This is a genomic window from Niastella populi (genome assembly GCF_002078015.1).
Lineage (GTDB): Bacteria > Bacteroidota > Bacteroidia > Chitinophagales > Chitinophagaceae > Niastella > Niastella populi.
In genome coordinates this window covers 21,117-47,746 of the sequence record NZ_LWBP01000189.1, presented here as the reverse complement: position 1 = coordinate 47,746, position 26,630 = coordinate 21,117, and the positions used below count along the sequence as shown (strand labels likewise).

The window sequence follows — 26,630 nt, the reverse complement described above, 5'->3', positions numbered from 1 at the left end:
TTATGCTGTTGTCATACCTGTACTGGTATGCCTAATTGCTGATTGCAACAAACCTTACATGAAACACAAAAAGCTTTCTGGTATCACAACAGATGTGGTATTGGAGTGAGAGTCATTTTGTAAGCATTCTGCGGAGAGGCGGGGTGCTTTTTTAATTAGCTAATGTGGCTAACGTGATAATATGCTAATGGAAATACAGCCTCGTACCGGGCATAGCTCACTATAAGTGACAAACAGCGGTACCCCGTATTCCATTATCCAATTATCACATTCATCAGCCAATTAGCACATTAGCAAATTAGCACATTCCTTTTCGTTACCTTTGCCCTCCCTTAAAGCAGATTACAAAATCTATGGAATTAAGCAAGAACTATCAGCCCGAAGCGGTGGAGGACAAATGGAGTAAGCATTGGAAATCAAAAAGATATTTCAACAGCACCCCCGATGACCGGAAACCGTTCACCGTGGTGATACCCCCGCCCAATGTTACCGGGGTATTACACATGGGCCATACCCTCAACGAAACGGTACAGGACATTCTGGTGCGTAAAGCCCGCATGAGCGGTTTCAACGCCTGCTGGGTACCCGGCAGTGACCATGCCTCAATTGCCACTGAAAGTAAGGTGGTACAAATGCTCGAAAAGGAAAAAGGCATCAAAAAAAGCGACCTCACCCGCGAAGCGTTCCTTAAACACGCTTTTGAATGGAAAGAAAAGTACGGCGGCATCATCTATCACCAGATAGAAAAACTGGGCTGTAGTGTTGACTGGGACCGGGTAGCCTTTACCATGGACCCCGACTATTACAAAGCCGTTATCAGGGTTTTTGTCGACCTCTATAATAAAAAAATGATCTACCGCGGCGCCCGTATGATCAACTGGGACCCCGCCGCAAAGACAGCCTTAAGTGACGAAGAAGTGGAGTATAAGGAAGTGCAGGGTAAATTATACTACGTAAAATACCTGGTAGTTGATGAGGCAGCAACCACAAACAACAAACCACAAACTACAAACTTCATCACCATCGCCACCCAGCGCCCCGAAACCATTATGGGCGACACCGGCGTGTGCGTTAACCCCAACGACGAACGTTTTGCCCACCTGAAAGGCAAAAAAGTGATCGTTCCCCTAGTGAACCGCGCCGTTCCGGTAATATTCGACGAGTACGTTGATCCTGCATTCGGCACCGGGGCATTGAAAGTTACCCCCGCTCACGATATCAATGACTATAACCTCGGCCTCAAACACAACCTGCAGGTGATAGATACCCTCAACGAAGACGGTACCCTTAACGAGGCCGCACAGGTTTGCGTGGGTATTGACCGCTTCGAGGCCCGGAAAAAAGTAGTGGAAATGCTGAAGGAACAGGGCCTGCTGGTAAAAGAGGAAGAATACACTACCCGCCTTGGCTTCTCGCAACGCAGCCTCGCCGTAGTGGAACCGCGCATTTCAACTCAATGGTTCGTAACCATGCGCTCCCTGGCCGATAAAGCCCTCACAGCCGTTACCAGCGGTGAAGTAAAAATTCACCCCGGCGACAAGTTCATGGCCACTTATAAATACTGGCTGGAGAATGTAAAAGACTGGTGTATCAGCCGCCAGCTCTGGTGGGGTCAACGAATTCCCGCCTGGTACGACGATAACGGTAATTGTTATGTGGCCGAAACCGAAGAAGAAGCCGTTCGCCTGTGGGCGGAGAATATACAGCCGTCAGCTGTTGGCTCAACCACCCATTCGCCCTATACCAACCACCCCCTGCGCCAGGATGACGACGTGCTCGATACCTGGTTCTCGAGCTGGTTATGGCCCATCGAAGTGTTCAAGGGTATTACCCACCCCGGTAACCCCGATATAAACTATTATTATCCTGGTTCGGTACTGGTAACCGGACAGGACATCATCTTCTTCTGGGTGGCCCGTATGATCATGGCCGGCATGGAGTACATGGATGTTAAACCGTTCAGCGATGTGTACTTCACCGGTATGGTACGTGATAAACTGGGCAGAAAAATGAGCAAACAGTTGGGCAACTCGCCCGATCTGCTGATGCTGATAGAAAAATTCGGCGCCGACGCCGTACGTTTCGGCATCATGATCTCATCCCCCGCCGGAAACGACCTGCTGTTCGATGAAACCTCACCCGAACAGGGCCGCAATTTCAATAACAAGATCTGGAATGCGCTGAAACTGGTGAAGATGTGGGAAGCAAAGGTTAGCACAACTTCCAGCGGCGAAACACCTTTTGCCGTGACCTGGTTTGAGAACAGGCTGCAACAGGCTAAAGCAGAAATTGAACTGCACTATAAAGACTTTAAACTGAGTGAAGGGTTAAAAACACTTTACTCCCTTATCTGGACCGACTTCTGCAGCTGGTACCTCGAGTGGGTAAAACCACCGATGGATCAACCTATCGACAAAGGCGTGTACGACAAAACGGTTGCGTTCTTCACCGAGCTGATGCAACTGTTGCATCCATACATGCCGTTCATTACAGAGGAAATTTACCACCTAATAGCTCCCCGCACGGAAGACCTGTGCGTAAAGCAATTCACAGCTCCACAACAATCCGATGCAATTGTATTGAAAGAAGGACAATTGTTACAGGATGTTATCAGCGGATTGCGCGATGTTCGGGTAAAGAACCAGATTAAACCAAAAGAACCCATCAAACTGCATATTCAGGCCGAGAACAATGAGCTGTACAAAGCCATTGAAGCCATCCTGAAAAAACAGGTAAATATCGAAGAAATTCTTTTCGTTACACAGCCTGTAGGGCAAACCATTACAGCGGTGATCGACAAGGACAAGTTTTACATTGAAAGTGAACGTCCTGTAGATACCGGTGCGCAAAAAGAACAGCTGTTGAAGGACCTGGATTACTACAGGAAGTTCCTTGAATCAGTTAACAAAAAGTTAAGTAACGAAAGGTTCGTACAATCTGCAAGGCCGGATGTCGTTCAATTAGAGCAAAAGAAAAAACTGGATGCTGAAGAAAAGATCAGGGCTATCGAGGATAGCCTCAAAAACCTCTAAAGTAGCGACGCCCCTTTCATACATTTTTAAAAGCACACTGCTCATTGCGGTGTGCTTTTCCTGTTTTAAGCCTTGCCGGGCGCAAAAACTGAACTTCGACCAGCGCATACTGGTGAATATGATGGAGACCCGGCGTGAGGGGGTTACAAAAGTGATGCGGGGCATATCAGACTACACGCAGGAAATATCGTTTCTTATTCCCGCCACGGTTACAGTGGTTGGGCTTATCGACAATAATAAAATGACCCTGAAAAAGGGGTTATACCTGGCCGAATCGGCCGCAGCAGCCACGTTTATCACCTATGGGATGAAATACTCCTTTAAGCGGTCGCGGCCCTATATGAAGATTGACGGGCTATCCGCTGCCGGCACAGGCAACAGCCCCTCCTTCCCCAGCGGGCATACTTCAGTAGCATTTGCCTCGGCCACCTCGTTGTACCTGGCCTATCCCAAATGGTATGTAGCCGTTCCGGCATTTACGTATGCCGCGGCGGTAGGTTATAGCCGCATGTACCTCGGCGTGCATTATCCCAGCGACGTGCTGGCCGGCGCCGTTATCGGGGCGGGAAGCGCATGGTTGATGTATAAGGCCAATAAATGGTTATTTAAGAAGAAACCGAGTGTAATTCCAGCTTTATAGGATATAACGGCAGGCTGAAAGCTGAAAGCCGAAAGCCTAAAGCAGAAAACCTAATGCCTCAGGCCTTCAACTGTATTTGTATTTGCTTTCAGCGTTAAGCTTTTGGCTTTTAGCCCTTCCCTATATTCAATAAGACATAACTTTATCTCCCAAGCAGGTTTACAGGCAGTATAAACTCCCACTGGTTCGCCCCCAGCCCCATCAACTCCCCATCCATCAACCGGCTGTAACGAATACCGAAACTAACCGGGTATTCATTCCACCATTTGGTATCGAAGAACATTTCTGCGCCTGCAGACCGGAACTGCAAATGCGCGTCACCGCGATAATATTTAAGATCGGTATAATCGTAAAAACCATTGGTGCGCACCCGCTGGAAATAAACAATATTCCCAATGCCAACATCCGGATACAACAATGGGAAATGATAGTTCACCCCCACCTTGTACATTTCGGGCCACCGGTAATAGTTTATGCCCAAATACCCGCGCGACATGGGAAAGCTGTTGCTGAAGCTATAGTCAGTTAACGTATCGCGTTTTTGATACGCCGCATTCAAAACCAGGTTATGCGTAGGGAATGCACCCGGCAGGTACAACGAAGCGCTCGTTAACCACTGGTATCCGCTGTACGTGGTAAGTATGGTGCGGTACCGCGAAAACAGGCTGATGCCGAAACGCGGGTAAATATGCTGCCGCGCAACCTGCGACTGCATGGTGAATGACACCGATGCATCTGCAAATTCAAACTGTTTATCGGCAAACCTGTTCTTTGAGCCCAGCGTATAATTTACCTGGTGATGATTGAAGCCGCCCGATAAACTCAGCCGCCGGTAAAAGCGGCCGCCATTGAAAGTAAAGGGAAACTGCAAACCAAAACGGCCGTTAAATTCATTCCATGTGCGGTTGGGAGTATCCGACTCACGGCGGTCGAATGTTTCTGAAACGCCCAATACCAGGTAAGGAAAATAGCCGCCATAAATGGCTGAAACACCCAGCTCTTTATACTTCTCGTCGGTATTGTAATTGAAATAGATCTCCGTCTGCAACGTGTTCAGCACATTCTCGCCCACCAGTGAAAACGTATAATCGGGGTCGGAAATGTAAGGCCGCCAGCTGTGAAAATTGATCAGGTTAAATGTTTTACGGTAACGGCTGATGCGGTACCGGCGGCTGGTATCGACAGGTATCGGCTGGTCCTGTTTCAAATTATCCAAACTATATTCAAACAATGGCGCGGTAAACGCTTCAGCGCTCACCGGCTGCCAGCTTTTACCTGACAGGTCCTGTTGCACCAGATGATAACCCGCTGCCGTAAAGGCCGAATAAACCGCTTTATTATTATTCGTGCTTAACTGGTAATTGCCAGTACCGGTATTATCGGGCGTTGGCAAACGATACAATTGTTTGTTCACCAGCGAAAACAACTCATCTCTTTGTTCCCAGGCAGCCGTAAAAGTAATGGTATCGCCCTGTACCGCCGGGAACCCGACGGCGCGCATCGACCATGGCAACAATTCCTCTACCGTGCCGTCATCGATGTTCACCTTTACCAGTGTATTGGCGCCGGTTGTTGTACGCACCGCAGCCACTACCGACTGCCGGTCATAAAATTTGGGCTGGCTATAGAACAATTGCTGTGGATTGGGTATTTTTTTCAAAACGGCGCCTGAAGCGGCATCTACTATATGCAGGGTGGCAAAACCGCCGGGCTGTACATCTACCGCCACAATGGTTTTTCCATCTGCAGCAATATCGGGCGCAAAATAACTCGACCGGTGCGTGATGGTGTGCTGTTGTTTTGTTTCCACATCGAGCACCTTCAGCACGCTGTAATCTTTCCAGTTCCACCGGGTATCGGCTTCATAAGCGGCATATACAATTTTTCCGTTGCGGTATGAGAAGTAGTTGTCGAGCGAAATATCTTTTGTGCGCAGGCGCGTATCGTTACCGGTACTTATGTTACGCAGGTAAAAAGCCGGTATCTTTTTATAACTGCTTTTTACCAGCACAACGGTGTTATCGTTTATCCATTGGGCAAACTCTTCATCGCCTGCAAAATGCGACTGCCTGCCTGCCCAGTTGCTGACGCCATCGCCGCCGACCGAATCGGCATATGCGCGGAAATATTGTATGGCTTCCCGGCGAAAGGTTTTATAATCGGTATTGCTGTATTTTTTGATGGCGCGCTGAAATGGGTAAAACACTCCGTTAAACCTGGCTGCATCGTCGGTCACTTTTTTCCAGAAACCGGCTCCGTATTTTTCACGTCCGTACGCCACCTGCATATAACCGAGGCGATAATGATCGGGTACAAAATCGCGCAGCGAACCGTTGCGCAGTTTCATCCATGAATAATTTTTATTGGCAAGCCATAAAGAGCGGTAGTCATTAAAGAAAAATGGCAGCCGTCCCCTGCCCTGCCGGCTTTTCAGCGTTTCCTGGTAAACGGCATCGCCTTCCCAAAACCAGTTTGGGATGGCGGCGCTATTGGCCATGGCAAGGCCTTCCTGTCCGAACAAATAATAAGCCACCCGCGATAGCCCTTTGCGGAAATTATTGTATTGCTGTATGTGCCTGTACTCGTGTAGTGCCAGGGCATGGTACCAGGGTGTGGTGCCGAGGTCGAAGGCGCTTTGCGGCGGCATCAGGTAGAACTCGCTGCGCCAGGGGCCCAGTGCCACATAGGCATTGGAGATAGTGGTGCGTGGCTGCAATACGATGCTCACCTTCCGGATGCGATCGCCGATAGTGGGCAAAGTTTGCACACCGAGGCGTTGTATGGTGGCGGCAATATCCGCAGCCTGTTTTTCCAGTGCGAGATTGGCCGGAAAAATAAGCCGCAGCGTATCGTTATTGATCTGGTTCCATTTTGTAGAAGGGGGATGTCCGCCAAACTGCTGCGCCTGTAATACATTCAACACAGGCAGGCAACATATAAAAAGAAAAAGTTTTCTCATTACTAAGTATTATAAAGTACGCTCCTTTCCACCATGCTGTTATATAAACCTGAAAATAAAGCCTTTTTTCTATAAACAAACAAGAAAAATCGACAGTGGCCTGGCGTGAATCGGCAGAGGGTGAAGGGGCAATGGGCAATGGGCAATGGCCTCGCGACTAGTCAGATCTTATTACGAACTTGCGCCGCTCGAATTTCGAGCGATTGTCGTGAAGGCCGCGCTAAGGTCTGCCGTCTGCCGATTGCCGTTTCACGTCTCCCGTCTGCCGCCAGCAGCACCAGTGAACATACAATTGCAGAAAGTGTAACTGAAGTTGTATCTTGGCCCCTGTACCACTTCTGTATCCCCCAGGAAAAAACACATTAGAAACCCATGCTTTCCTTATTAGCACTGGCCATAGCACCCGGCGCTGCCATTACGTTGTATATTTACTCAAGGGATAAATACGACAGGGAGCCGCTGAAGCCTTTACTGATCTCCTTTTTGCTGGGCATGGTTGCCACCGCCCCGGCCATTTATATTCAAAACGGTTTGCGGCCGGTGTTGTATCTGCAGTTCCCCGATTTCACTATCTGGTATTACTTTTTACTCTCATTTATTATTGTTGCCGCCAGTGAAGAAGGCTGCAAATACCTTATGCTTCGCTCCTATGCCTACCGCAACAAGGCATTTAGCGAACCTTTCGATGGCATCATCTATTCGGTAATGATCAGCATGGGATTTGCCACGCTCGAAAATATCGGTTACGTATTGAATTATGGTTTCAAGACCGGTATTCTGCGTATGTTCTTATCGGTTCCCTCCCATGGCGCTTTCGCCGTTCTGGTGGGTTATCATGTAGGTTTGGCCAAATTCGATAAACCCCACTCCATTCAACATTCAGTAAAGGGTTTGCTGCTGGCCATCTTTTTTCACGGGGCGTTCGACTTCTTTCTTATGTTGCAGAACAGCTCACAGGTAAAACGCCATGTATCGAACGGATTGCTCATCAGCGGTGCACTGGTGATGTGGTATATCGCTATCAGGATATCGATCAGGTCGATCAGACTGCATGAAGAACTTTCGCGCCAGCACTATCATAAAAGCAATGGATCAATCACCGAAGTATAATATTTTTGCGGCATGGTAAACATCCGAAAAGCGAACGTTGATGACATTGTTACGGTAGAAAGGCTGGCCCGGGAAATATGGCCGGGAACCTATGGTGAAATACTTTCCCGGGAGCAGCTCGACTATATGCTCGACCTTATTTATGACCAGGCCCTGCTGCGCGACCAGATGCTTAATCAACAGCATACTTTTTTAATGGCCGAGCTCGATGGCGAACCGGTGGCGTTTGCGGTTTTTTCAACCGTTGAACCCGGTGTTTGCAAACTGCATAAGATCTACGTACATCAGAAAACACAGGGCAAAGGCATTGGCAAACTACTGATCGATCATATTGTGAACATACTGCAACCCGCAGGCATGCACACCCTGCGCCTGAACGTCAACCGCCAGAACAAAGCCCGCTTTTTTTATGAAAAGCTGGGATTCAACATTGTGAAGGAAGAAGATATCGATATAGGCAATGGATATTTTATGGTCGATTATGTGATGGAGAAGCCAATACACAATTAGCAAATTAGCAAATGTGAAAATGTGCAAATGAAATACAAGGTTGCAGAGTGCTTACGCGTGAGCTTTGGAAATAAAAGAACCGTCAGCACAGAAGCATTTGCACATTTTCTCATTTTCTCATTTTCCCATTTGCACATTTGCCCATTAGGCTTCCTGTCCCATGGCTGACAGTTTCATCTTCCTGGTAAGCTCAGGACCAAAGTAAATTTCTATTCTTTTTTCAACAAGGTAAATAACCGGTGTAAGTGCAAGGGCCATAATGAACTTGTAGGTATAGTTCATTATACCGATGGCCAGGATCTGCTGCCAGGTAAAGATGCCCGAAAAAGCTATGAACAATACAATGTAACTATCAACCAGCTGAGACACTACGGTTGAACCGGTTGCCCGCAACCATACATGTTTTTCACCTGTGCGTTTCTTTATTTTATGAAATACAGCCACATCAACCAGCTGGCTTACGAGAAAGGCCACCAGGCTACCCACTATGATCCGCATCCCCTGTCCGAACACGCCATTGAAAGCGCTCTGCATATCGGGAATGCCTTTGTCCTTTCCACTGCCTATCCAGAAATCGGCCGCCGGCACATGAATAGCGAGGTAATACATTACGAAGGCATATGAAATAAGAATTACCGCAATGATACTGATGCGGCGCACGGCTTTGGGCCCATAATACTCATTGATTATATCAGTCATCACAAACTCCAGCGGCCACAACAAAACCCCGCAGGTAAGGGTAAAGGCAAGGCCCGACTGACCAAACAGGGTAAAATTAGCGGGCGGAACGCCTAAGAGTTTTTCGAGGGAAAACAACTTTGTGCCAATACTTTCCGCAATCAGGGCATTGGCTACAAAAAAAGCGCTGAAAAATACAAAGAGCCGGGTAGGTTTATCCTTGATAATAGATTGGATCATCGTAAAAAAAGTATTATCTGGGGCAATAAAAAAAGAAAATTAGCAATTATAAGCCAGCCCGGGAAATGTTTCCAAACGGGCCTGCGCCGCAAGATAAATACAAGCAGGAAAAGGTTCACTATTATATTCAGCGCAAATGCGAATAAAATGCCCAGGATAAGCACCAGCGAAACCGCATCGGAAGGCCGCCCCTCCTCCAATACAGGATAATACCGCATTACCCACACCAACACAAAGCAAACATTACAAATAAAAGCCACCCGACTGAAAAATATTAAACTTTGCATATAGTCAACTTGCTGTAAAATTGCATTATTTTGCCCAACTATTAATTATTTGCAATAATGAAGAAAACACTCTGGCAACAGGTAATGCCACATCTGATATCCGTTGCTATCTTTCTGATAGTAGCCCTTATCTTCTGTAAACCCGCGCTGGAAAGCGATACCGTGATGAAGCAGGGCGATATTATGAACTGGCAGGGCATGGTTCACCAGTCAGACATTTACAAGGAAAAACACGGCCATTATCCATTATGGACACCGAGTATGTATGCTGGTATGCCTGCTTACCAGATTGGCATGGATGGTCCCTGGACGCCGACATTTCTTGTGGACACAATATTAAAACTGGGTTTACCCAAGCCCATTAACATATTTTTCCTGGCCTGCATTTGTTTTTATTTTCTTTGTATTTGCCTCCGTATCCGGCCCTGGGTGGCTGTTATTGGCGGACTTGCGTTTGCCTACAGTACAACCTTTCCTATTTTTATAACCGCGGGGCACGACACCCAGATGCTGGGCCTGGCATATGCACCGGCGGTATTGGGTGGAGTTATCCTGTTGTTCGAGAAAAAATATATCGGCGGATTTATTGCCACTGCATTATTCTCTGCATTGCAAATAGCAGCAGGTCACCAGCAGATAAGTTACTATATGTTCCTGGTGATCGGCATTATGTCACTATTCTTCCTGATCCGGGCTTTCCGTTCCGGAGAGGGGATTCCTAAATTAAAGGCAGCTGGCCTGGCAATAGTAGCCTGCACATTGGGCATCCTGTTCAATGCGGTAGTACTATTGACCGTGTACGAATATTCGAAAGAATCGAAACGCGGCGGTCAGTTGGTGATTGATAAAAAAGAGAACACGAAAGATGTGGTGGAAGGCAGTAAAACAAAAGGATTGAGTAAAGATTATGCGTTCCAGTGGAGCTACGGGTGGACGGAGTCACTGACCCTCATGTTTCCCGGCGTTATGGGCTATGGCCAACATTATGCCGAACGAGATGGCGATCAGTTCATGTATCCCAAACTCGATGAGAATTCACATGTGGCCAAACATCTGCAGGAAAAACTAAACCTGCCCGAAGAGCAGGCTACGAATATAGCCTTTCAGTTAAGCGGCAATTTATACTGGGGCGATCAGCCGTTTACAGCAGGCCCTATTTACCTGGGCGCAGTAGTATGTTTGTTGTTCATATTTGCCATGGTCTACCTCGATGGGAAACACAAATGGTGGATACTGACAGCGGCCGTACTGGGAATATTACTGGCGTTGGGGAAACATTTTCCTTCATTCAATTATTTCCTGTTCGATTACCTGCCATTCTACAATAAGTTCAGGGTACCAACCATGGCGCTGGAAATTACCGGAATGGTAGTGGCCATTGGCGCTGCCCTCGGTTTGGAGAAGCTGGTATCGACAGGCAGTGTCGATCTTAAAATAATGAAGCAGGCCGCTATGATAACCGGCGGCGTATTCCTGGTGGCTGCAGGCATATATTTTTCGGCAGATTACGCCAATGAGAATAAAAAACGTACTTCTGCCGTAACCCAGGTAATGAGCGGTGGCATGACCCCATCAACGATGGCAGCCCTCGACTCCATTAACCGCGCGTTTCCCGCACTGGCAGATAACAGGATATTTGAAAACTTTTTATTTCAGGCAAAAGCCGATCCTGCCGTTGCACGTGGCATAGTCACCGCTTTGCGGGAAGACCGTCAAAAGGCCTTTGGCGAAACAATACTCCGCTCCCTGATCTTTGTGCTTATAGGCCTGGGCATTTTATACCTGTATGCCTTAAAAAAGATAAACGCAATGATGATGCTGGTGGGTATTGGATTGGTAACGGTCATCGACCTGCTGATCATCGATAGTAAATACCTGAACAGTTTCAGTTTCGGCAGCAGGGAAAATTACGAGGCGTCGGTATTTCCGCTTACACCTGCCGACGAGGAAATACTGAAAGATACCGATCCCAACTTCCGGGTTTATAATACAACGGCAGGCGATCCGTTCCAGGGTGACTCCCGCACCTCATATTATCACAAGTCAATAGGCGGTTACCACCCCGCCCGGTTAGGCATTTACGATGATTTGATGACCTACCAGTTGATGAACGGGGAAAACCAGGCGGTGATCAACATGCTCAATGTCAAGTACCGGATCGAGCAGAATCGCCAAACCAACTCGGTTGATGCGGTGCCCAATCCCAATGCACTGGGCAATGCATGGTTTGTCGAAAATGTAAAATATGTAAATGGTCCCGTGGAAGAAATGACTGCCCTTAACAATTTCAATCCGGCAACCGTAGCTATCGTCGATAATTCCTTCAAACCGCTTTTAACCGGAGCAGTTCCTGCCGACAGCAGCGCGTCTATTAAACAGGTAGCCTTCGACTTCGAGAACATTAAATACGAAAGCAACAGCAATGCGCCCCATGTAGCTGTGTTCAGTGAGATCTACTATAAGGAATGGAAAGCCTACATCGATGGTAAACCGGCGCCAATTGCCAAAGCCAATTATGTGTTACGCGCCCTGTTGATACCCGCCGGCAAACACACTATTGAATTTAAATTTGAACCAACCGCATACAATACCGGCAGCACGATATCTGCCATTACAGGCTGGTTATTGACCTTGCTTCTGGCAGCTTATATTGGCTGGCAGATATGGCTGGGCGTCAAAAAAAGCAAGCAGTAGATTAACATATTATACCCGTTGCTATCGGTAGCAACGGGTATTTTCTTTTATGAAAGAGAGTGAGATACATATTGCTTCCCTCGTTTCCTATAAAATTTTTCCACCGGTTATGGGTGGGCAAAGGGCCATTGCATTATTCAACAAATACCTGGCCCGGCATGTACAGTTCACCTGTATCACTACCCGGAACAATGATCCCGGGCAGGCCGAAGGGTACCAGTTAATTACGGCTTGGTCCAATTCGCCGCTCCGGTATATCAATCCCTTCACATTCTTTACCATTCGAAAGGTCATTCGCCGCCGGCACGTCACACATGTTCAACTGGAACATCCTTATTTGGGCTGGCTGGGCCTGTTATTAAAACGGTTTACCGGTGTAAAATTGATTATAAGGTCGCATAATATAGAAGGTTTGCGATGGAAGATCCTGGATAAATGGTGGTGGAAACTATTGTGGCATTATGAAAAGTTTATACACAAACAGGCGCACTTCAATTTTTTCATGCAGGATAGCGACCGCCTGTATGCTATTGAACACTTTAATTTGCAACCTCACAGGTGTTTAACCATTACCTATGGCATCGAATGGCAAACGCCTCCCGCCATTGAAGAAAAACGGTTTGCCCGGCAAATCCTGCTTAGCCGGCATGGCATTCCTTACGATCATTGTATTTTACTATTCAATGGCGCCTTCGGTTATACGCCTAATTTGAATGGCCTTGAAAGGATCATTCATGATGTATTGCCTTCCCTGCAAAAGAAGGGGTCTTTTAAATACACCATGCTCATCTGCGGTAAAGACATCCCGCCTCCAATTAAGCAGTTAAACCAGCCTCATTTAATCATTGCCGGTTTTGTAGAAGACATTACAACCTATTTTAAGGGAGCCGATATTTTTTTAAATCCCATTTTCGAGGGAGGTGGCATTAAAACTAAACTGGTAGAAGCACTGGGAAATAATTTGAATGCTGTGTCGACCAGCCATGGCGCCATAGGAATTGATACAGCCATTTGCAATGGCAAGCTTCAAATAACCGATGACACCATAGATGGTTTTGCCGAAAATATCATTCGGCTTTCAACCTGTAAAAATGATATACCGCCAGCCTTTTTCGATCACTTTTATTGGGATAATATTGCTAAAAAAGCAGCCTTATTTATTGAAAAATAACTTAGCACGGTTTATTACTTTATACCAAACCGGGCTAAAAATTCATCTTTACGCCGCGTGGCTACTTCTATTAATGCATTGTCGTTCATTTCAATTAACCCGCCCCTGCCCTTATGGTATTTCTTTACAAAGTTCAGGTTTATGATATGGGAGTTATGGATGCGGAAGAAAATCTCGGCGGGCAGAATCTCTTCGTACTCTTTAATGATCCTCGATGAAACGTATTTCTGATTTTCGGTTGTATGCACATAGGTATAACCGCCTCTGGCCTCAAAACGAATGATCTGCGCCAACTGAACGAATACCAGCCCATCGTTATTGGGCAGGGCAATTTTTTGCAGGTTGGAATTCGGTTTGTTGATATTGAACATCAGGTTTTGCAATTGCACGTTGATGTTTTTGAAACGGATGCGTTCTTTGGCTTTCTGCACCGCCGTTTTCAATTCATCTATGCTCACCGGTTTTAGCAGGTAATCGAGCGCACTATATTTGAATGCCTTTAACGTGTAGGCGTCGAAGGCCGTAATAAATATGATCTCGAAATCGATCGGCATTATCTTGTCGAGCAGATCGAAGGCGTTTCCATGCGGCATTTCAATATCGAGAAATACCAGGTCGGGACGGGTTTCGGCAATAAGGGGAATAGCCGTTTCAGCACTAACGGCTTCGCCTATTATCCGAACTTCGGGACAACTTTCGTTCAATAACCCACGTAAAATGCGGATGTTCTTGGGTTCGTCATCTATAATCAGGGCGTTAATCATACAGCAAAGAAAAATAAATATATTATAAAACCGGAAAACTTATTGTCACTCTGGTCCCCAGGGAATTGTGAAAATTATCCTCAAGGTCCTCAATGGTCATATTTATTTTTTCATTATGCTCCTTGTTGAACATGGCAATACGGTCGGCGGTTAATGATAGCCCCTTACTCTGGTAATTGATAGGTGAAATACTTTTATACTGCATAGCCGCTTTCCGGCCCACCCCGTTATCTTCCAGCACGCATATCAGATGGTTTCCTTCTCGTTTTACGCTGATCGTTACAACACCGTTTTTATCACGCCTAAACCGCAAACCATGCCTGACACTGTTTTCTACAAACGGTTGCAATATCATCGGTGGTATGTAGTATTCGGCCGGGTCAACAGCAGGGTCTATCTGCATCGACCAGGAGAAAGCATCTTCCAGCCTTGTTTTTTCAATATCCAGGTAATTGGTGAGATAATCGAGTTCCTCTTCCAGACTTATTTCAGGCCGCGAGGAAAAATCGAGCGTTTGCCTTATCAGCCGCGAAAACCCGGAAATGAATTTATTGGCGCCGGCTACATCGGCGTCCATTACATATTGCTGTATGGAATTAAGGCTGTTGAAAATAAAATGCGGGTTCATTTGCGCTTTGCGCGACAGTTGCTCCAGATCGCTGATCCTTTTTTGAAAGCTGGTTTTTTCCTGCTCACGCCTGCGTACACGGCGAATGAAGATCCATGTTATAAAACCGGTTACAGCCAGGAATACCATGACAAACAATATCCGGAACCAGGTTTTCTCGTACAACAATTTTTCTATGGAAAATGCCGTGGTAAGCAGGTTACTGGAAACATCGAATTTGTTGATGGCCTGCAACTGCAACTGGTAATTGCCGGAAGGTAGTGTGGGATAGCTCACAAAAGTTTCCCGGGTTTCATGCCAGGTGCTGTCGAGCCCGAGCAACCGGTACCGGTATCGAATATCGCCATTTGATTTATAGGAAATACCTACATAATTAAACCTGATATTGTTCTTCTCGTGCGCAATCACCGTAGGGGCTTCGCCGGCATGGAAGGTTTCTCCTTCAATTGTGATGCCGGTAAAACGCAGATCGCATCGGGACTGCCGCGCCATTTTCCCTTCGTCAAAGAGCGAGACACCCTCCGGACCTCCAACATATACTTTATTATCATTTACGAAAATCGTATTGATAACATCCGATAACAGCCCATCATTGGTAGTATACTTTTCAATCGGAAAGCCGGGCAATAATACATGTACCTTATTCAATCCTGTATGGGTGCCTACCCAAAGATTCCCTTTATCTAAATAAAGGGTCCGGCAAATACTGCTGGTTAATCCATTATTACGGGAAATACGTTTAATCAGCTGGCCATTCTTCCAGGCTATCAAACCATCGCCGGCAGTAGCTACCCATAGTACATGATTGGCATCTTCACGAACGGCAACGATGCGGCCCTGCAACTCTTTCAATGCAGCCCCCACGAAATGTTTTTTTCTGTCAGGATCGAGCCGGTATAAACCATTCTGTGTACCTATATAAATGGTATCGTTATTTGAAAAAACACAGGTGGCCCGGGAATGCCATAACGTATCGATCACTTTGAATGTCAGCTGGTCAACAGAAAACACGCATTTTTCAGAGGCTACCAATAGCGCATTCCGGTGCAAACAGAAATCCTTAACAGTAAACCTTTCCAGCTTTGAAGTAAAATGAGTAAGGTCTGGCGACAATTTTGCAATGTAAGAATCACTTCCGACGATGACACAGCTATCGCCAACTGAGGTTACGATTATTTTTGAACCCTGACTGGGATGTCTGAAAACCTGCCGGTTTACCATTTTTGCCGCATTAAGCGGAAAACCATGAATGCTATTCAATGTAGTGCCGGTCAGCAACCAGTCTTTATACTTTAAAATTGATATTACCCTAAAATCCTGCCGGTCTTTTGATGGAAATTGCAGATTCAATGCAACGGCTGAGTTCAGCCGGAATACGCCCTTTCCAATTGTGCAAAACCACCAGTTGCCTTCCGAATCTTTAAACATGTTCAAAACCGAAATGCCGGGAAGGTACTGCTGCACACTATCAGGGTTATTCACACACCAAACCCAGGCGCCATTTTGTGAGCAGTTGGCTATATACTGATCATCGATTGCTGCAGTATTAATATATTGGTGATTTTCAGCTACCAGATGAAATTTTGCCATTTTGCCATTGTGCGTAGAAATTGCAGACAATTCGCGGGGGGTATTTCGCCACATCAACAAAGCGCTCTTGCCTGCCGTATAGTTATAATGTTTCACCTGGAATTCAACGGTTTTCCATAACGTAAACCCATTATCTTTTAAAATATAGAATTTATCATTCAGCAGCACCCAGAATCCTCCTTCAGGGCGACTACTGATCAACGATAAATAACCCAACGGTTCATTACCATTTTTCATAATGGTGGTAACTTCCCCGTTCGTTTTAATTAAATGTAACCTCGAAAATTCCTGTAACAGTATATTCCCCTCCCGGTCTTCTGCAAACCGCAATACATGTTCATGGATCGTTAGTTTCTTCAATAGGGTATCGTTTTCGCTATTGAAAATTTTCCCTTTATAATAATAGCAAATTGATTTATGAAACGGCGCCAGCCACACCCGGCCTTTTGAATCGGCAAACAGTTGTATAATATCATTGTCGGGAAGCCCGTCTTCCCGGGTAAAATTTTTAAAATGAGTGCCATCGAAACGGCTTAACCCGGTTTCGGTACCAAACCATAAAAACCCCTCTTTATCCTGCGATATACAAAACACCGTAGAGCCGGCCAGGCCGTCCCTGGTATCATAACGTGTATAACTGAATTCCTGGCTACGCACAACGAAAGGCCATACGTACAGAAATAAAAAAAACAGTAAAAAAGAAAGTCTTCTGCCAATCATAAGGCCAAAAAGTTTAAAGCAGCCCCGGTTCAGAAAAGTTGCCCGTCATTTTACCTATTACCGATCTGCTTGTTTTTTATACATCCATGAAAATACAGAATTTTGCAAGTTGCTGTAAAATTGCATTATTTTGTCTACCTTTTTAAGGGAACGACGCTCCGGAAAGGGCGCCGTATCGAGCAAAACATTTTAAATCGGATGCATGGTTATTGGAAATGGTATGATCGCACAAAGATTCGGGAACTATGGGACAAACAATGACTATACCATCTTTGCCTCAGGCGTATCTGATTCTACAACAATAGAAGCTGCTGCTTATTCAAGAGAAGATAACCTGTTAAGGCATACGATCGAAGCTAATCCGGAAAAAACACTGGTATATTTCAGTACCTGCAGTATCTATGATCCCTCTACGCGTCAATCCGCTTATGTTTTACATAAGTTAAAAATGGAGGAGGTCATTACCACAAACGCAAAAAAATATCTCATATTCAGGGTATCTAATCCCATAGGCAGAACGAAAAATACACACACTGTCTTTAATTTTTTCATTCAGCACATTCAGGAAAAAAAGCCATTCGCTATCTGGAAATATGCATCCAGAAATTTACTCGATATAGACGATATGTATGCCATTTGTGATCATATTCTTAAAAACGGGCTTTTTCGCAACAGCATAATAAATATCGCCAATCCGGTCAACTATCCGGTCACTACGATCATCGCAGCCATCGAAAGCCACTTTCACACCAAAGGTGTTTACACTTTTGAAGAAAAAGGCAGTAGTCCGGTAATAGACACAACGGCCATTGAACCCCTTTTCAACGAACTGAATATTAGTTTTAATGAATTATATTTGCCAGGCCTATTGCACAAATATTTTAATTAATAATGATTTACAAAGAGGCAAAAAGAAAACTTTTACTTGAGCGTATAGGTATGTTCCCATTTGTGCTGCTGGGCAGGATCTGCGGATATATTTTCCCTTTAAAAACGAAACACCGTATTTTTCTTTTTTTTCCAAACACCGATATCGGGGGCTCTCCAATGGTCAATATAGATCTGACCAGGTGTGTAAAAGACCAACAGCCACTTATTATCTTTTCCAAAAAACCTCAAAACGGACTTTTCAAAGATAGATATGTAATGGAAGGTGTAAGAACATTGGATCTTCACCGCCTCATCGATTACAAATTGATACATTTCGTTAATTTCTTTTACCGGGGCCTGCTGGCAACATGGATAAATAAGCAGAAGGGAGCGATAGTTATTGGCGGCGAAAGCCTGTTTTTTTATAAAGTCATTCCGCACCTCAGCAAAGAGATCAGGTGTGCGGAAATTTGTCATCTGGCCACCTGGCTACCTTACAGTATTGGCTTTATTGACCGCATCGACGCGAGGATATTTAGTACTGAAGCGTTGAAACAGCAGGTAGCGCAACAATACAGCGACAACAAACTGGCGGAACACTACTATAAAAAGCTTTATTTTATAGATAATGCCATCGATATCCCACAATACACCCCAACCGATAATAACAATTTGGAGGTTTATTTTATAGGCCGGGGCGCTCCACAAAAAAGAGTTCACCTCGTAGCGGCGATTGCTGAAAAAATAAACAGTAAACAGCTGCCAGTAAAATTCAATCTTGTTGGAGATGTAAGAAATGTCATTGATCCATCGAACTATCCTTATTGCAAGTTTTATGGCAATGTAAAGGATGATGCGTTGATGGAAAAAATATATGAACATGCCGATGTGCTGATCCTGACTTCGGCCTATGAGGGTTTACCCATCGTAGTTATGGAAATGATGGCCAGGGGAAAACCTGTCATCTCAACGGCAGTGAATGGCATTCCCAACTACATTCACCATTTAGAGAATGGCCTGCTGATACAGTCAACTGATGAGCAGGAAATAATTGCAGAAGGCTGTAAATACGTAGAAGAGTTATTGAATAACAAGCCGATGCGAATTGCACTCGGTGAAAGGAGCCGTGCTATCGCTATCGAGCGCTTTAGCAGGGTGGAATTCTGCAGATCATACAGGCAGCTGTTGCAATTACCTATGGAACCAGCTTTTTGAATACTTTGAACAAACTTCTTCCCAAAAAAGACCGGTCTAACAGCATCGCAATCCTGATCCTGAATACATCCAGGGGCTGAAAACGCTCACCCGGAATGATCTCTGCGGCGAGCGTTTCACATCTTTTTATAAATTCACCCACGCGCAGGCTGCGCTTTGAAACAGGCGTCTTCAATAACCTGTGCGACATGCTTTCACAATAATACAGTAGAAATTGTTTACCATACCTGTCAATCACCTCATTTATCGTTGAATATTCCAGCCTCACTGTTTTTAAAAACTGCATGTATTTCATAAAAGCGTCCTGGTACAACATACCATTCGTAGTAGTGGAAACGCTTTGATGCACCCGGTAGCAGAAACAATTCTTCAACGAGGTAGCTTTATACCCGCGGCTCATTAATTTAACCCACAGCTCATAATCTGAAAAGATCAGGTTAGGATAATTAACCGGCATCCCCCCTACTGCATCAAAATCAGCGGAACGCATCATGTAACCGGTACCGGTACTATCAATTGTTCTTGCAAACTGGCAGGCAATAAATTCACTGGCGTATTGCACTTCGTCCATTGGCAAACATGGCCTTACCAATTCCCCTTTTTCATCAATATAATTGAAATGCGTTTGGTATAAGCTGGCGTGTGGATGCCTGGCGATCAGGGTATCCATTTCCTGCAGGTAATTCGGAAGTAACACATCATCATGACCGATCATGGTCATGAACTCGTTTTTAGGCACTTCTTTTATTCTACCCCAGTTTTCTTCGATGGTCAACGATCTTGCCGAACGATAGATAGTGATCCGTTCATCGCCCAACGCTTCAATCCATTCAGCCGTTCCGTCAGTACTGCAATTATCAAGCACGAGGAGATTAAAATCCATCCCCCCCTGCTGTAAAATGCTTCGAACACATTCTTTCACATATTCTCCGCCATTGCGTACAGGTAATATAATGCTGAATGAAAACATGATTAATTATCGTTTACGATCAAACATCCTGCGTTTTGCCTCGATCAACAATTCAAATAAATTCGGAAACCGTACAGCCAGCAGGTATTTCATTTTCCATTTACGCAGGTAAGAAATCCTGAATATCTTCCTGACGAATTTGTTGAAGTTATCGTTTGTTAACTTTTTATCATTCAGGTATCTTTTTATGGACATGGCATAAGCCACAACCCAGCGCCCGGTATATTCTTCCATCAGCTTTTGCAAGCCCGTATAATCATTCTTTTGGGGTAACCGCTGCTGTATCCACGCTATCCAGGCCTCGGGTACTATGTAAAATTTCTCAAAATCAGATTCGGTAAACCCATAATTGGCCCCATGCACCACCTGATGTCCCAATGCTCTATTCAGCAAAACAACACCTTCACGGGCGCCACAAAGCACCATATACCCGAAATCGGTATTATAGGGCGAACCGAAATCGGGCATACCGTCAACTGCCAGCGCAATTTCCCTTTTTACGATACCACACGACCACAACATATGGCCTGTTTCACCTGAAAAGAAGGCAAAAGGGAACTGCTGCCCCGAAAAAGTACGAACAGTATCGATCGGCAGATCGGCCAGGCATGAATTCATTCCCACTTTCCCCCTCGATGGTTTGGCCACCTCCGGATTATTATACATGATATTACAACCTCCATAATACATACCAAAACCGGGATATTGAATGGTAAGGTCATATACCGTTTGCAGCATATCAGGATACACCGGGTCGTCATCCGTTATCATTACCACATATGGCGAGGTAGCGCGCGCCAGGCTTCTGTTGAAGCTTTTAACCATACCAAGGTTCTCTTCATTGGTAAAGTACTGTACTCTTGGATCGTTAAACGATTCTACTACACTTTTTGCACTGGCCGTTGTATCGTTATCATGTATGATTATAGCAAAATCAGTGAACGTTTGTTTAAACAGTTCATTGATCTGATCTCTTAAAAAATCAGGACGCTTATATGTAGTCATACAAAAGGTAACCCAGGGACTGGTGTTATGCTTTTGTTCGTTGCTGCTGCTCATTTTATTCCTGGTTTATTTAATACGTTTCAAATAACCATCCGGTGCAACACTTATCAACAGCTTATTATCTATGGCAGCGTCTATTTCAAATTTATTGTTCTGCTTCAGGAATTTCCACACCGCGGTCTTTGGATTATTTCCAATGCCCCAGGGGCGTTTTTCCTTAAAATACCCTTCCGGCAGATCTTCAACAATGGTATCGAACACCACTATGTAAGAACCCAGGGTAACAAAAGGCGAATACAACTCCAATTCCTTCAGCACATGATCCTCGGTATGATTTGAATCAAGCACAACCAATACGGTTTGTTTTCCTTTCGCCACTTCCTTCACCTGTTCAACAAGCTGCTCGTCTATTGCAGATCCCTGGATCATTTTAATACGTTTGAACATGGGGTGTGCTTCAATTTCCCTGCGGTTGTGCTCGCGGATATCGATATCGATGCCCAGCACTTCGCCTTTACCGATCAGTTCAAGCAATGAAGCATAATAGATCAAAGAGCCGCCATGGGCAATGCCTGTTTCAATGATGAGGTCGGGTTTTATTTCCCAGATGATCTCCTGCATGGCGATCATATCCTGCGGGTATTGAATGATGGGGCGGCCCATCCATGAAAAGTTATAAGAGTACTGGCTTTTGTTCGACTCTATATTGAACGCCTCGGCCGCCTGCTTCAATTTATCGTTATTACCATTGGTATCGACGCGTTGTTTTCTTTCTTCAATAAATGCCTTGATCGGGTTATTCATTAGTCAGAATGTTTTTTAGTTTCGTATTATCGCCCCAGAAACGCATGGGCTCATAATCAGGGTACGGATAGTGCCCCAGATTAAGCGCAATCTGTTGGTTTTTCCGCGCCAGATAGTTTTTTACAAAGTCTTTGACAGTGACCGGTTCCCCACTGCAACAATTGATGATACCAGTAACCTGCTCCTGCAATGCGATCTTTACAATATATTCGGCCACTTTTTCAACCGGTAAAAAGTCGCGCACCTGCTCTCCCCCACTCATGTTAAATACCGGTTCACCGGCGGCCAGCGCCGCATCCAACTGCGAAAGTAAGGATTTCGGGTTTTGTCCTTTTCCATACATATAAAAAAGCCGTATCCACTTAAGCATGAACGGGGTTTGCCGTTGTAACTGTTGCAATTGCAGCCGAAGCTCATTCTTGGCCCGGGCATATGCATTATCGGGGCGCGCCTCGAGCGCTTCATGTAAACACCCTTCCTGCATGCCATACTCGAAACAGGTGCCGGTTACAGCCAGGTTGGTAAGCCCATGCTGCACCAGGTTTTGCAGAAAAGTGAAATGGCGCGGTAAATTAATATCGGTGTGAAAAGATGACTTATAATTGGGCAGCCCTTCCCAGGCAAGGTGTATCATTACATCGGGTTCATTGAAGAACCGGTAATAATCAACGGCCGGGTCGGCGTCTTCCAGTTTAAACGGAATGTACTGTACCTGGTTGTACCATGAAAAAGTGCCGGCTTTTTGCTCATTGGCGGAACTGGCAATTACGGCGCATCGCTGCTGCACCAATTGCTGAACCACATAGTTCCCGATAAACCCGGTAGCACCGGTAACCAATACTTTTTTCATCTGAAAATACTTATTGGGTGTTGGCGAGATGCCCGCCCGGACGACCCGTTCGAACGGGGAACTTACTATAGCTAAATTTTCATTTCCTTATGTGTCTCAATGAAAACTTTGCCATGGACGTTTCATAGCACCTTATACAATTTCCACTTTAGGAATGGGCACAATAAAACGGCCGCCCCAATCTTTTATATAAGCCAGTTGCCTGGTGATCTCCTCTTTCAGGTTCCAGGGCAATATGATCACATACTGAGGTTTTGTTTGTTTTAAATGCGCCTCATTCACAACCGGAATATGGCTGGCCGGCAACCATTTCCCCTGTTTATGCGGATTGGCATCTACTACAAAATCGATGAGATCGCTCTTGATTCCGCAATAGTTCAACAGGGTATTACCTTTGGCGGCCGCCCCGTAGGCGGCTACTGTTGCCCCTTCGCGTTTTAGTTTTATCAGCAGTTCGGTAAGGTCGAGTTTAACCTGTAGTGCTTTTTGTTGAAAGTTATCATAATAAGCAAGGCTGTTCATGCCCTTGCTTTCTTCCTTTTGCAACAATCGCTCTACTGCCTCACCAATGGGTTTGCCGGCATCTTCTGCGTGTTTGGCGTATATACGCAATGAGCCGCCATGCGTTGGCAGTTCTTCCACATCGAACAACCCGAGCCCCTGTGCAGCAAATATTCTTTTAACGGTGCTGAACGACAGGTAAGAAAAATGCTCGTGGTAAATGGTATCGAACTGGTTATTTTCTACCAGTTGCATCAGGTGCGGAAACTCCATGGTAATGACGCCCTGTGGTTTCAGCGCCAGCTTCAGGCCTTTTACGAAATCAACGATATCGGGCACATGCGCCAGCACGTTATTACCCAGTAACAGATCGGCCTGAATGTTCTTCTTTTTCAGTTCGCTGGCCAGCCGTACCCCAAAGAAATCAACAACGGAACTGATACCTTTCTCAATGGCCACTTTGGCCGTGTTGGCAGTGGGCTCAATACCCAATACCGGAATATTTTTCTGATGGAAATATTGTAACAGGTACCCGTCGTTGGAGGCAATTTCAATCACCTGTGATTGGGCATTGAAACCAAACCGGGCTACCATTTTGTTGGCATATTCGCGGGCATGCGCCAGCCAGGTAGTGGAATAAGAGGAGAAGTATACATAATCGCTATTGAATATAGCGTCTGATTTCTTGTATTCGTCAACCTGCACCAGATAGCATTGATGACAGGTGAACACCTTTAACGGATAAAATGTTTCGGGCTCGTTCAATTGTTCGGCTGTCACGAATGAATTGGAAGCAGGTGAATTGAACAGATCGATAAAAACATGCTTCAAATCGGTTTTACAAAATCTGCATTGCATAGTTAAATTCCTTTAAAATCATCAGTAAGGTACGGGTGCGCGCCATCTCTTGCAGAAAGCACGCCTGCAGGCAGGGGCCACTGAATATTTACCATAGGATCATCAAAACGAATTCCCCCTTCTGCATTCGGGGTATAAAACTCGGTATGATGATAAATGAGCTCACAATTATCGGTGAGGCATTGAAACCCATGGGCAAACCCCTCGGGTATATACAACATGTTTTTGTTTGCAGCTGATAATTCAGTGCCGAACCATTGTAAAAAAGTAGCCGACCCTTCTCTGATGTCTATTATAACGTCGTATACCGCTCCGGCAATACAACGAACCATTTTTATTTCACGATACGGGGGCAGCTGGTAATGCATGCCCCTTAACGAACCTTTTGCATAGGTGGTTGAATGGTTCATCTGCACCCAATTTCCGGTATGCCCTAAACGCTCAAATTCTTTCTCACAATAAAAACGGGCAAACCATCCCCGCTCATCGGTGAAAGGCTCAAGACCTATCACATAACTCCCGGTCAATGGCGTTGGGGTAAAGATCATCTGGCAAAGTAGGCTTTGATTTGTTGAAATGTAAATTCGGCCCGTTTGCCCGCATCCTGTTTATACCAGTTAATCGTTTGCTGAATGGCCTGTGCGGCATCCCATTGGGGCTGCCATCCCAATTCAGTTCGGGAACGGGTAATATCGAGCTTCAGCAACCCTGCTTCATGCACCTGGTCTGGTTGCGACATATCTTCCCAGGAGCCGCTTCCCCATACACCGATCGCTTTTTGCACCAGGTCCTTTACCGTAAGGTGATCGTTGGGCAGCGGCCCGAAGTTATAGGCTTTTGAAAATTGCAGCGGCGCCCCGTTCAATAACCCGCCCAATAACAAATAACCGCCAATTGGCTCCAGCACATGTTGCCAGGGTCGTACGGCATGCGGGTTGCGTACCGGAATGATTTGCTGCTTTTGCAGTGCGCGCACGATATCAGGCACAATACGGTCGCGGCTATAGTCGCCCCCGCCGATCACGTTACCGGCGCGTACGCTGGCCAGGGCCTTCAGATGTTTATCGTATTCTGCCGTATTGAAAAAAGAATTCCTGAAAGCACTTACCACCAGTTCGGCGCAGGCCTTACTGGCGCTATAGGGGTCGTAACCGCCTAAAACGTCCTGCTCGTTATATAAGATATCTTTTTCCTTGTTCTCGTATACTTTATCGGTGGTAATAACGATCACCGCGCATTTACCGGGCAACCCCTTCACCGCTTCCAGTACATTGGCCGTACCGGTCACATTCACATCGAAGGTTTCCGCAGGAATTTCGTAGGAGCGTTTTACCAGGGGTTGGGCGGCGAGGTGAAATAGATAATCGGGCTGAAAGGCTGAAATCTCTGCAACCAGCTTTTGTTTATCCCTGATATCGGCAATTACGCTCTCCCCTGTCTTATACGGCTGAAGCAGATCGTACAAACCGTTTTCATAATCAGGCGCCAGCGCATATCCTTTTACAACAGCGCCTAACGAATGAAGGGTAGCTGTTAACCAACTGCCCTTGAACCCGGTATGCCCGGTTACAAAAACTTTTTTGTTTTTATAATAAGTCGATAACTGCTGCCCTATTTCCAGATTTTCCATTTTGCCTGATTGTTTTGCCATAATGCTTCCAGTTCCAGTTTATCGCGCATGGCATCCATACATTTCCAAAACCCATGATGTTTAAAAGCCATCAACTGGCCGTCTTTTGCCAATTGCTCCATGGGGTCGTCTTCCCACATGGTATCATCGGCATCATCCTTCAGGTATTTGAAAACCTCAGGACGAAGCACAAAAAAACCACCGTTTATCCATTTGCCATCGCCTTTGGGTTTTTCTTTAAAAGTATTTACGATGCCATTATCACCGATCTCCATTCCTCCAAAGCGGGCTTCGGGCTGAATGGCGGTTACCGTAGCGCTCTTGCCATGCGCTTTATGGAATTTTACCAGTTCGGGCAGATTAACGTCAGAAACGCCATCGCCGTACGTAAGCATAAAATCTTCGTTGCCGATATATTTCTGAATGCGTTTAAGGCGGCCGGCGGTTTTGGTGCTGAGCCCGGTATCTACCAGGGTAACTTTAAACGATTCTGAATTGGTATAATGTACATCGAGTTTGTTGCTGCCAAGCTCAATGGTAATATCAGAATTATGCAGGTAGTACTGCATAAAATATTCCTTTATCAAAAAACCTTTATAACCAAGGCAGATAATAAAATCATCGTAGCCATACTGGTCGTAAATTTTCATGATGTGCCAAAGAATTGGTTTTCCGCCAATTTCAACCATTGGCTTGGGACGGGTATCTGTTTCTTCCGCAATGCGTGTACCCAGCCCACCGGCAAATATGACAACTTTCATAACGCTTAAAAATTGCTGCAAAACTAACTGTATTTCAGTTATTTTGCACAATTAAAACCCTTAAATTAAAAAAAATGGACGGCCAGAAATAAGTTTATATTATATTCGTTATCAATACTTTCAAACGAATATTCCCGGGCAGT

Annotated in this window: 20 protein-coding genes; 8 read left to right on the top strand and 12 right to left on the bottom strand. The window is 45.5% G+C overall.

Annotated elements, in window-relative coordinates:
- Positions 1–353 precede the first annotated feature (353 nt).
- Positions 354–3,032: a valine--tRNA ligase gene (locus A4R26_RS18935; RefSeq protein ID WP_081166471.1), complete on the top strand. Its 2,679-nt coding sequence runs from the start codon at positions 354–356 to the stop codon at positions 3,030–3,032.
- Between the two features lie 118 nt (positions 3,033–3,150).
- The gene (locus tag A4R26_RS18930; protein ID WP_242674954.1) at positions 3,151–3,672 is read left to right on the top strand and encodes a phosphatase PAP2 family protein; all 522 of its coding nucleotides are present in this window, start codon (positions 3,151–3,153) and stop codon (positions 3,670–3,672) included.
- 142 nt (positions 3,673–3,814) lie between these two features.
- Here A4R26_RS18930 and A4R26_RS18925 read toward each other — a convergent pair whose 3' ends face one another.
- Positions 3,815–6,631, bottom strand: coding sequence for a TolB family protein (locus A4R26_RS18925; RefSeq protein ID WP_081166461.1), 2,817 nt, complete (start codon positions 6,629–6,631; stop codon positions 3,815–3,817).
- A 372-nt stretch (positions 6,632–7,003) separates the two neighbouring features.
- On the opposite strand from A4R26_RS18925, the gene A4R26_RS18920 reads away from it, so the two are divergent.
- Together A4R26_RS18920 and A4R26_RS18915 are read left to right on the top strand one after the other, a co-directional pair.
- The gene (locus tag A4R26_RS18920; RefSeq protein WP_081166457.1) at positions 7,004–7,741 is read left to right on the top strand and encodes a PrsW family intramembrane metalloprotease; all 738 of its coding nucleotides are present in this window, start codon (positions 7,004–7,006) and stop codon (positions 7,739–7,741) included.
- A gap of 12 nt (positions 7,742–7,753) precedes the next feature.
- Positions 7,754–8,251, top strand: coding sequence for a GNAT family N-acetyltransferase (locus A4R26_RS18915; protein WP_081166453.1), 498 nt, complete (start codon positions 7,754–7,756; stop codon positions 8,249–8,251).
- A 144-nt stretch (positions 8,252–8,395) separates the two neighbouring features.
- On the opposite strand, the gene A4R26_RS18910 is transcribed toward A4R26_RS18915, so the two are convergent.
- The gene (locus A4R26_RS18910) at positions 8,396–9,169 is read right to left on the bottom strand and encodes a queuosine precursor transporter (RefSeq protein WP_081166450.1); all 774 of its coding nucleotides are present in this window, start codon (positions 9,167–9,169) and stop codon (positions 8,396–8,398) included.
- 344 nt (positions 9,170–9,513) lie between these two features.
- Here A4R26_RS18910 and A4R26_RS18900 point away from each other — a divergent pair, with 344 nt between their 5' ends.
- Positions 9,514–12,150 (top strand): YfhO family protein, encoded by a 2,637-nt coding sequence (locus tag A4R26_RS18900; RefSeq protein WP_081166442.1) that lies wholly within the window; start codon positions 9,514–9,516, stop codon positions 12,148–12,150.
- Between the two features lie 49 nt (positions 12,151–12,199).
- Positions 12,200–13,321 (top strand): glycosyltransferase, encoded by a 1,122-nt coding sequence (locus tag A4R26_RS18895; protein WP_081166439.1) that lies wholly within the window; start codon positions 12,200–12,202, stop codon positions 13,319–13,321.
- Positions 13,322–13,335: 14 nt separating this feature from the next.
- Here the strand turns inward: A4R26_RS18895 and A4R26_RS18890 are convergent, their stop codons facing one another.
- Together A4R26_RS18890 and A4R26_RS18885 are read right to left on the bottom strand one after the other, a co-directional pair.
- The gene (locus A4R26_RS18890) at positions 13,336–14,085 is read right to left on the bottom strand and encodes a LytR/AlgR family response regulator transcription factor (RefSeq protein WP_081166436.1); all 750 of its coding nucleotides are present in this window, start codon (positions 14,083–14,085) and stop codon (positions 13,336–13,338) included.
- 22 nt (positions 14,086–14,107) lie between these two features.
- Positions 14,108–17,023, bottom strand: coding sequence for a sensor histidine kinase (locus tag A4R26_RS18885; protein ID WP_081166433.1), 2,916 nt, complete (start codon positions 17,021–17,023; stop codon positions 14,108–14,110).
- A gap of 202 nt (positions 17,024–17,225) precedes the next feature.
- On the opposite strand from A4R26_RS18885, the gene A4R26_RS18880 reads away from it, so the two are divergent.
- Both A4R26_RS18880 and A4R26_RS18875 read left to right on the top strand, forming a co-directional pair.
- Complete coding sequence (locus A4R26_RS18880) at positions 17,226–17,912, top strand: NAD-dependent epimerase/dehydratase family protein (RefSeq protein WP_081166430.1); 687 nt, start codon at positions 17,226–17,228, stop codon at positions 17,910–17,912.
- A 2-nt stretch (positions 17,913–17,914) separates the two neighbouring features.
- Positions 17,915–19,108 carry a glycosyltransferase family 4 protein gene (locus A4R26_RS18875; RefSeq protein WP_081166427.1) on the top strand — a complete coding sequence of 398 codons (1,194 nt, stop codon included), beginning with the start codon at positions 17,915–17,917 and terminating at the stop codon, positions 19,106–19,108.
- Here the strand turns inward: A4R26_RS18875 and A4R26_RS18870 are convergent.
- The 8 genes from A4R26_RS18870 to rfbF all read right to left on the bottom strand — a co-directional run bounded on the left by A4R26_RS18870 (position 19,089) and on the right by rfbF (position 26,487).
- On the bottom strand, positions 19,089–20,078 hold the full coding sequence (locus A4R26_RS18870) for a glycosyltransferase family 2 protein (RefSeq protein WP_081166424.1): 990 nt from the start codon (positions 20,076–20,078) through the stop codon (positions 19,089–19,091). The genes A4R26_RS18875 and A4R26_RS18870 overlap by 20 nt on opposite strands.
- Before the next feature lie 6 nt (positions 20,079–20,084).
- Positions 20,085–21,137 (bottom strand): glycosyltransferase family 2 protein, encoded by a 1,053-nt coding sequence (locus A4R26_RS18865; RefSeq protein WP_081166421.1) that lies wholly within the window; start codon positions 21,135–21,137, stop codon positions 20,085–20,087.
- A gap of 12 nt (positions 21,138–21,149) precedes the next feature.
- Positions 21,150–21,887, bottom strand: coding sequence for a cephalosporin hydroxylase family protein (locus A4R26_RS18860; RefSeq protein ID WP_081166418.1), 738 nt, complete (start codon positions 21,885–21,887; stop codon positions 21,150–21,152).
- A complete protein-coding gene (locus tag A4R26_RS18855; RefSeq protein ID WP_081166415.1) occupies positions 21,880–22,737 on the bottom strand; it encodes an NAD-dependent epimerase/dehydratase family protein in 858 nt (285 codons plus the stop codon). The genes A4R26_RS18860 and A4R26_RS18855 overlap by 8 nt, the downstream gene beginning before the upstream one ends.
- A 132-nt stretch (positions 22,738–22,869) precedes the next feature.
- Positions 22,870–24,096, bottom strand: coding sequence for a class I SAM-dependent methyltransferase (locus A4R26_RS18850; RefSeq protein ID WP_081166412.1), 1,227 nt, complete (start codon positions 24,094–24,096; stop codon positions 22,870–22,872).
- A gap of 2 nt (positions 24,097–24,098) precedes the next feature.
- A complete protein-coding gene (gene rfbC / locus A4R26_RS18845; RefSeq protein WP_081166409.1) occupies positions 24,099–24,644 on the bottom strand; it encodes a dTDP-4-dehydrorhamnose 3,5-epimerase in 546 nt (181 codons plus the stop codon).
- Positions 24,641–25,747, bottom strand: a complete 1,107-nt coding sequence (rfbG, locus tag A4R26_RS18840; RefSeq protein WP_242674953.1) for a CDP-glucose 4,6-dehydratase — start codon at positions 25,745–25,747, stop codon at positions 24,641–24,643. The genes rfbC and rfbG overlap by 4 nt, the downstream gene beginning before the upstream one ends.
- On the bottom strand, positions 25,708–26,487 hold the full coding sequence (gene rfbF, locus A4R26_RS18835) for a glucose-1-phosphate cytidylyltransferase (RefSeq protein WP_081166394.1): 780 nt from the start codon (positions 26,485–26,487) through the stop codon (positions 25,708–25,710). Before rfbF ends, rfbG begins: the two co-directional genes overlap by 40 nt.
- Positions 26,488–26,630 lie beyond the last annotated feature (143 nt).

Excerpts from the sequence above, each read along its gene's own strand:
- A4R26_RS18935 (WP_081166471.1), top strand. The coding sequence starts at position 354 with ATGGAATTAAGCAAGAACTATCAGCCCGAAGCGGTGGAGGACAAATGG.
- A4R26_RS18930 (WP_242674954.1), top strand. The coding sequence starts at position 3,151 with ATGATGGAGACCCGGCGTGAGGGGGTTACAAAAGTGATGCGGGGCATA.
- A4R26_RS18925 (WP_081166461.1), bottom strand. The coding sequence starts at position 6,631 with ATGAGAAAACTTTTTCTTTTTATATGTTGCCTGCCTGTGTTGAATGTA.
- A4R26_RS18920 (WP_081166457.1), top strand. The coding sequence starts at position 7,004 with ATGCTTTCCTTATTAGCACTGGCCATAGCACCCGGCGCTGCCATTACG.
- A4R26_RS18915 (WP_081166453.1), top strand. The coding sequence starts at position 7,754 with ATGGTAAACATCCGAAAAGCGAACGTTGATGACATTGTTACGGTAGAA.
- A4R26_RS18910 (WP_081166450.1), bottom strand. The coding sequence starts at position 9,169 with ATGATCCAATCTATTATCAAGGATAAACCTACCCGGCTCTTTGTATTT.
- A4R26_RS18900 (WP_081166442.1), top strand. The coding sequence starts at position 9,514 with ATGAAGAAAACACTCTGGCAACAGGTAATGCCACATCTGATATCCGTT.
- A4R26_RS18895 (WP_081166439.1), top strand. The coding sequence starts at position 12,200 with ATGAAAGAGAGTGAGATACATATTGCTTCCCTCGTTTCCTATAAAATT.
- A4R26_RS18890 (WP_081166436.1), bottom strand. The coding sequence starts at position 14,085 with ATGATTAACGCCCTGATTATAGATGACGAACCCAAGAACATCCGCATT.
- A4R26_RS18885 (WP_081166433.1), bottom strand. The coding sequence starts at position 17,023 with ATGATTGGCAGAAGACTTTCTTTTTTACTGTTTTTTTTATTTCTGTAC.
- A4R26_RS18880 (WP_081166430.1), top strand. The coding sequence starts at position 17,226 with ATGGTTATTGGAAATGGTATGATCGCACAAAGATTCGGGAACTATGGG.
- A4R26_RS18875 (WP_081166427.1), top strand. The coding sequence starts at position 17,915 with ATGATTTACAAAGAGGCAAAAAGAAAACTTTTACTTGAGCGTATAGGT.
- A4R26_RS18870 (WP_081166424.1), bottom strand. The coding sequence starts at position 20,078 with ATGTTTTCATTCAGCATTATATTACCTGTACGCAATGGCGGAGAATAT.
- A4R26_RS18865 (WP_081166421.1), bottom strand. The coding sequence starts at position 21,137 with ATGAGCAGCAGCAACGAACAAAAGCATAACACCAGTCCCTGGGTTACC.
- A4R26_RS18860 (WP_081166418.1), bottom strand. The coding sequence starts at position 21,887 with ATGAATAACCCGATCAAGGCATTTATTGAAGAAAGAAAACAACGCGTC.
- A4R26_RS18855 (WP_081166415.1), bottom strand. The coding sequence starts at position 22,737 with ATGAAAAAAGTATTGGTTACCGGTGCTACCGGGTTTATCGGGAACTAT.
- A4R26_RS18850 (WP_081166412.1), bottom strand. The coding sequence starts at position 24,096 with ATGCAATGCAGATTTTGTAAAACCGATTTGAAGCATGTTTTTATCGAT.
- rfbC (WP_081166409.1), bottom strand. The coding sequence starts at position 24,644 with ATGATCTTTACCCCAACGCCATTGACCGGGAGTTATGTGATAGGTCTT.
- rfbG (WP_242674953.1), bottom strand. The coding sequence starts at position 25,747 with ATGGCAAAACAATCAGGCAAAATGGAAAATCTGGAAATAGGGCAGCAG.
- rfbF (WP_081166394.1), bottom strand. The coding sequence starts at position 26,487 with ATGAAAGTTGTCATATTTGCCGGTGGGCTGGGTACACGCATTGCGGAA.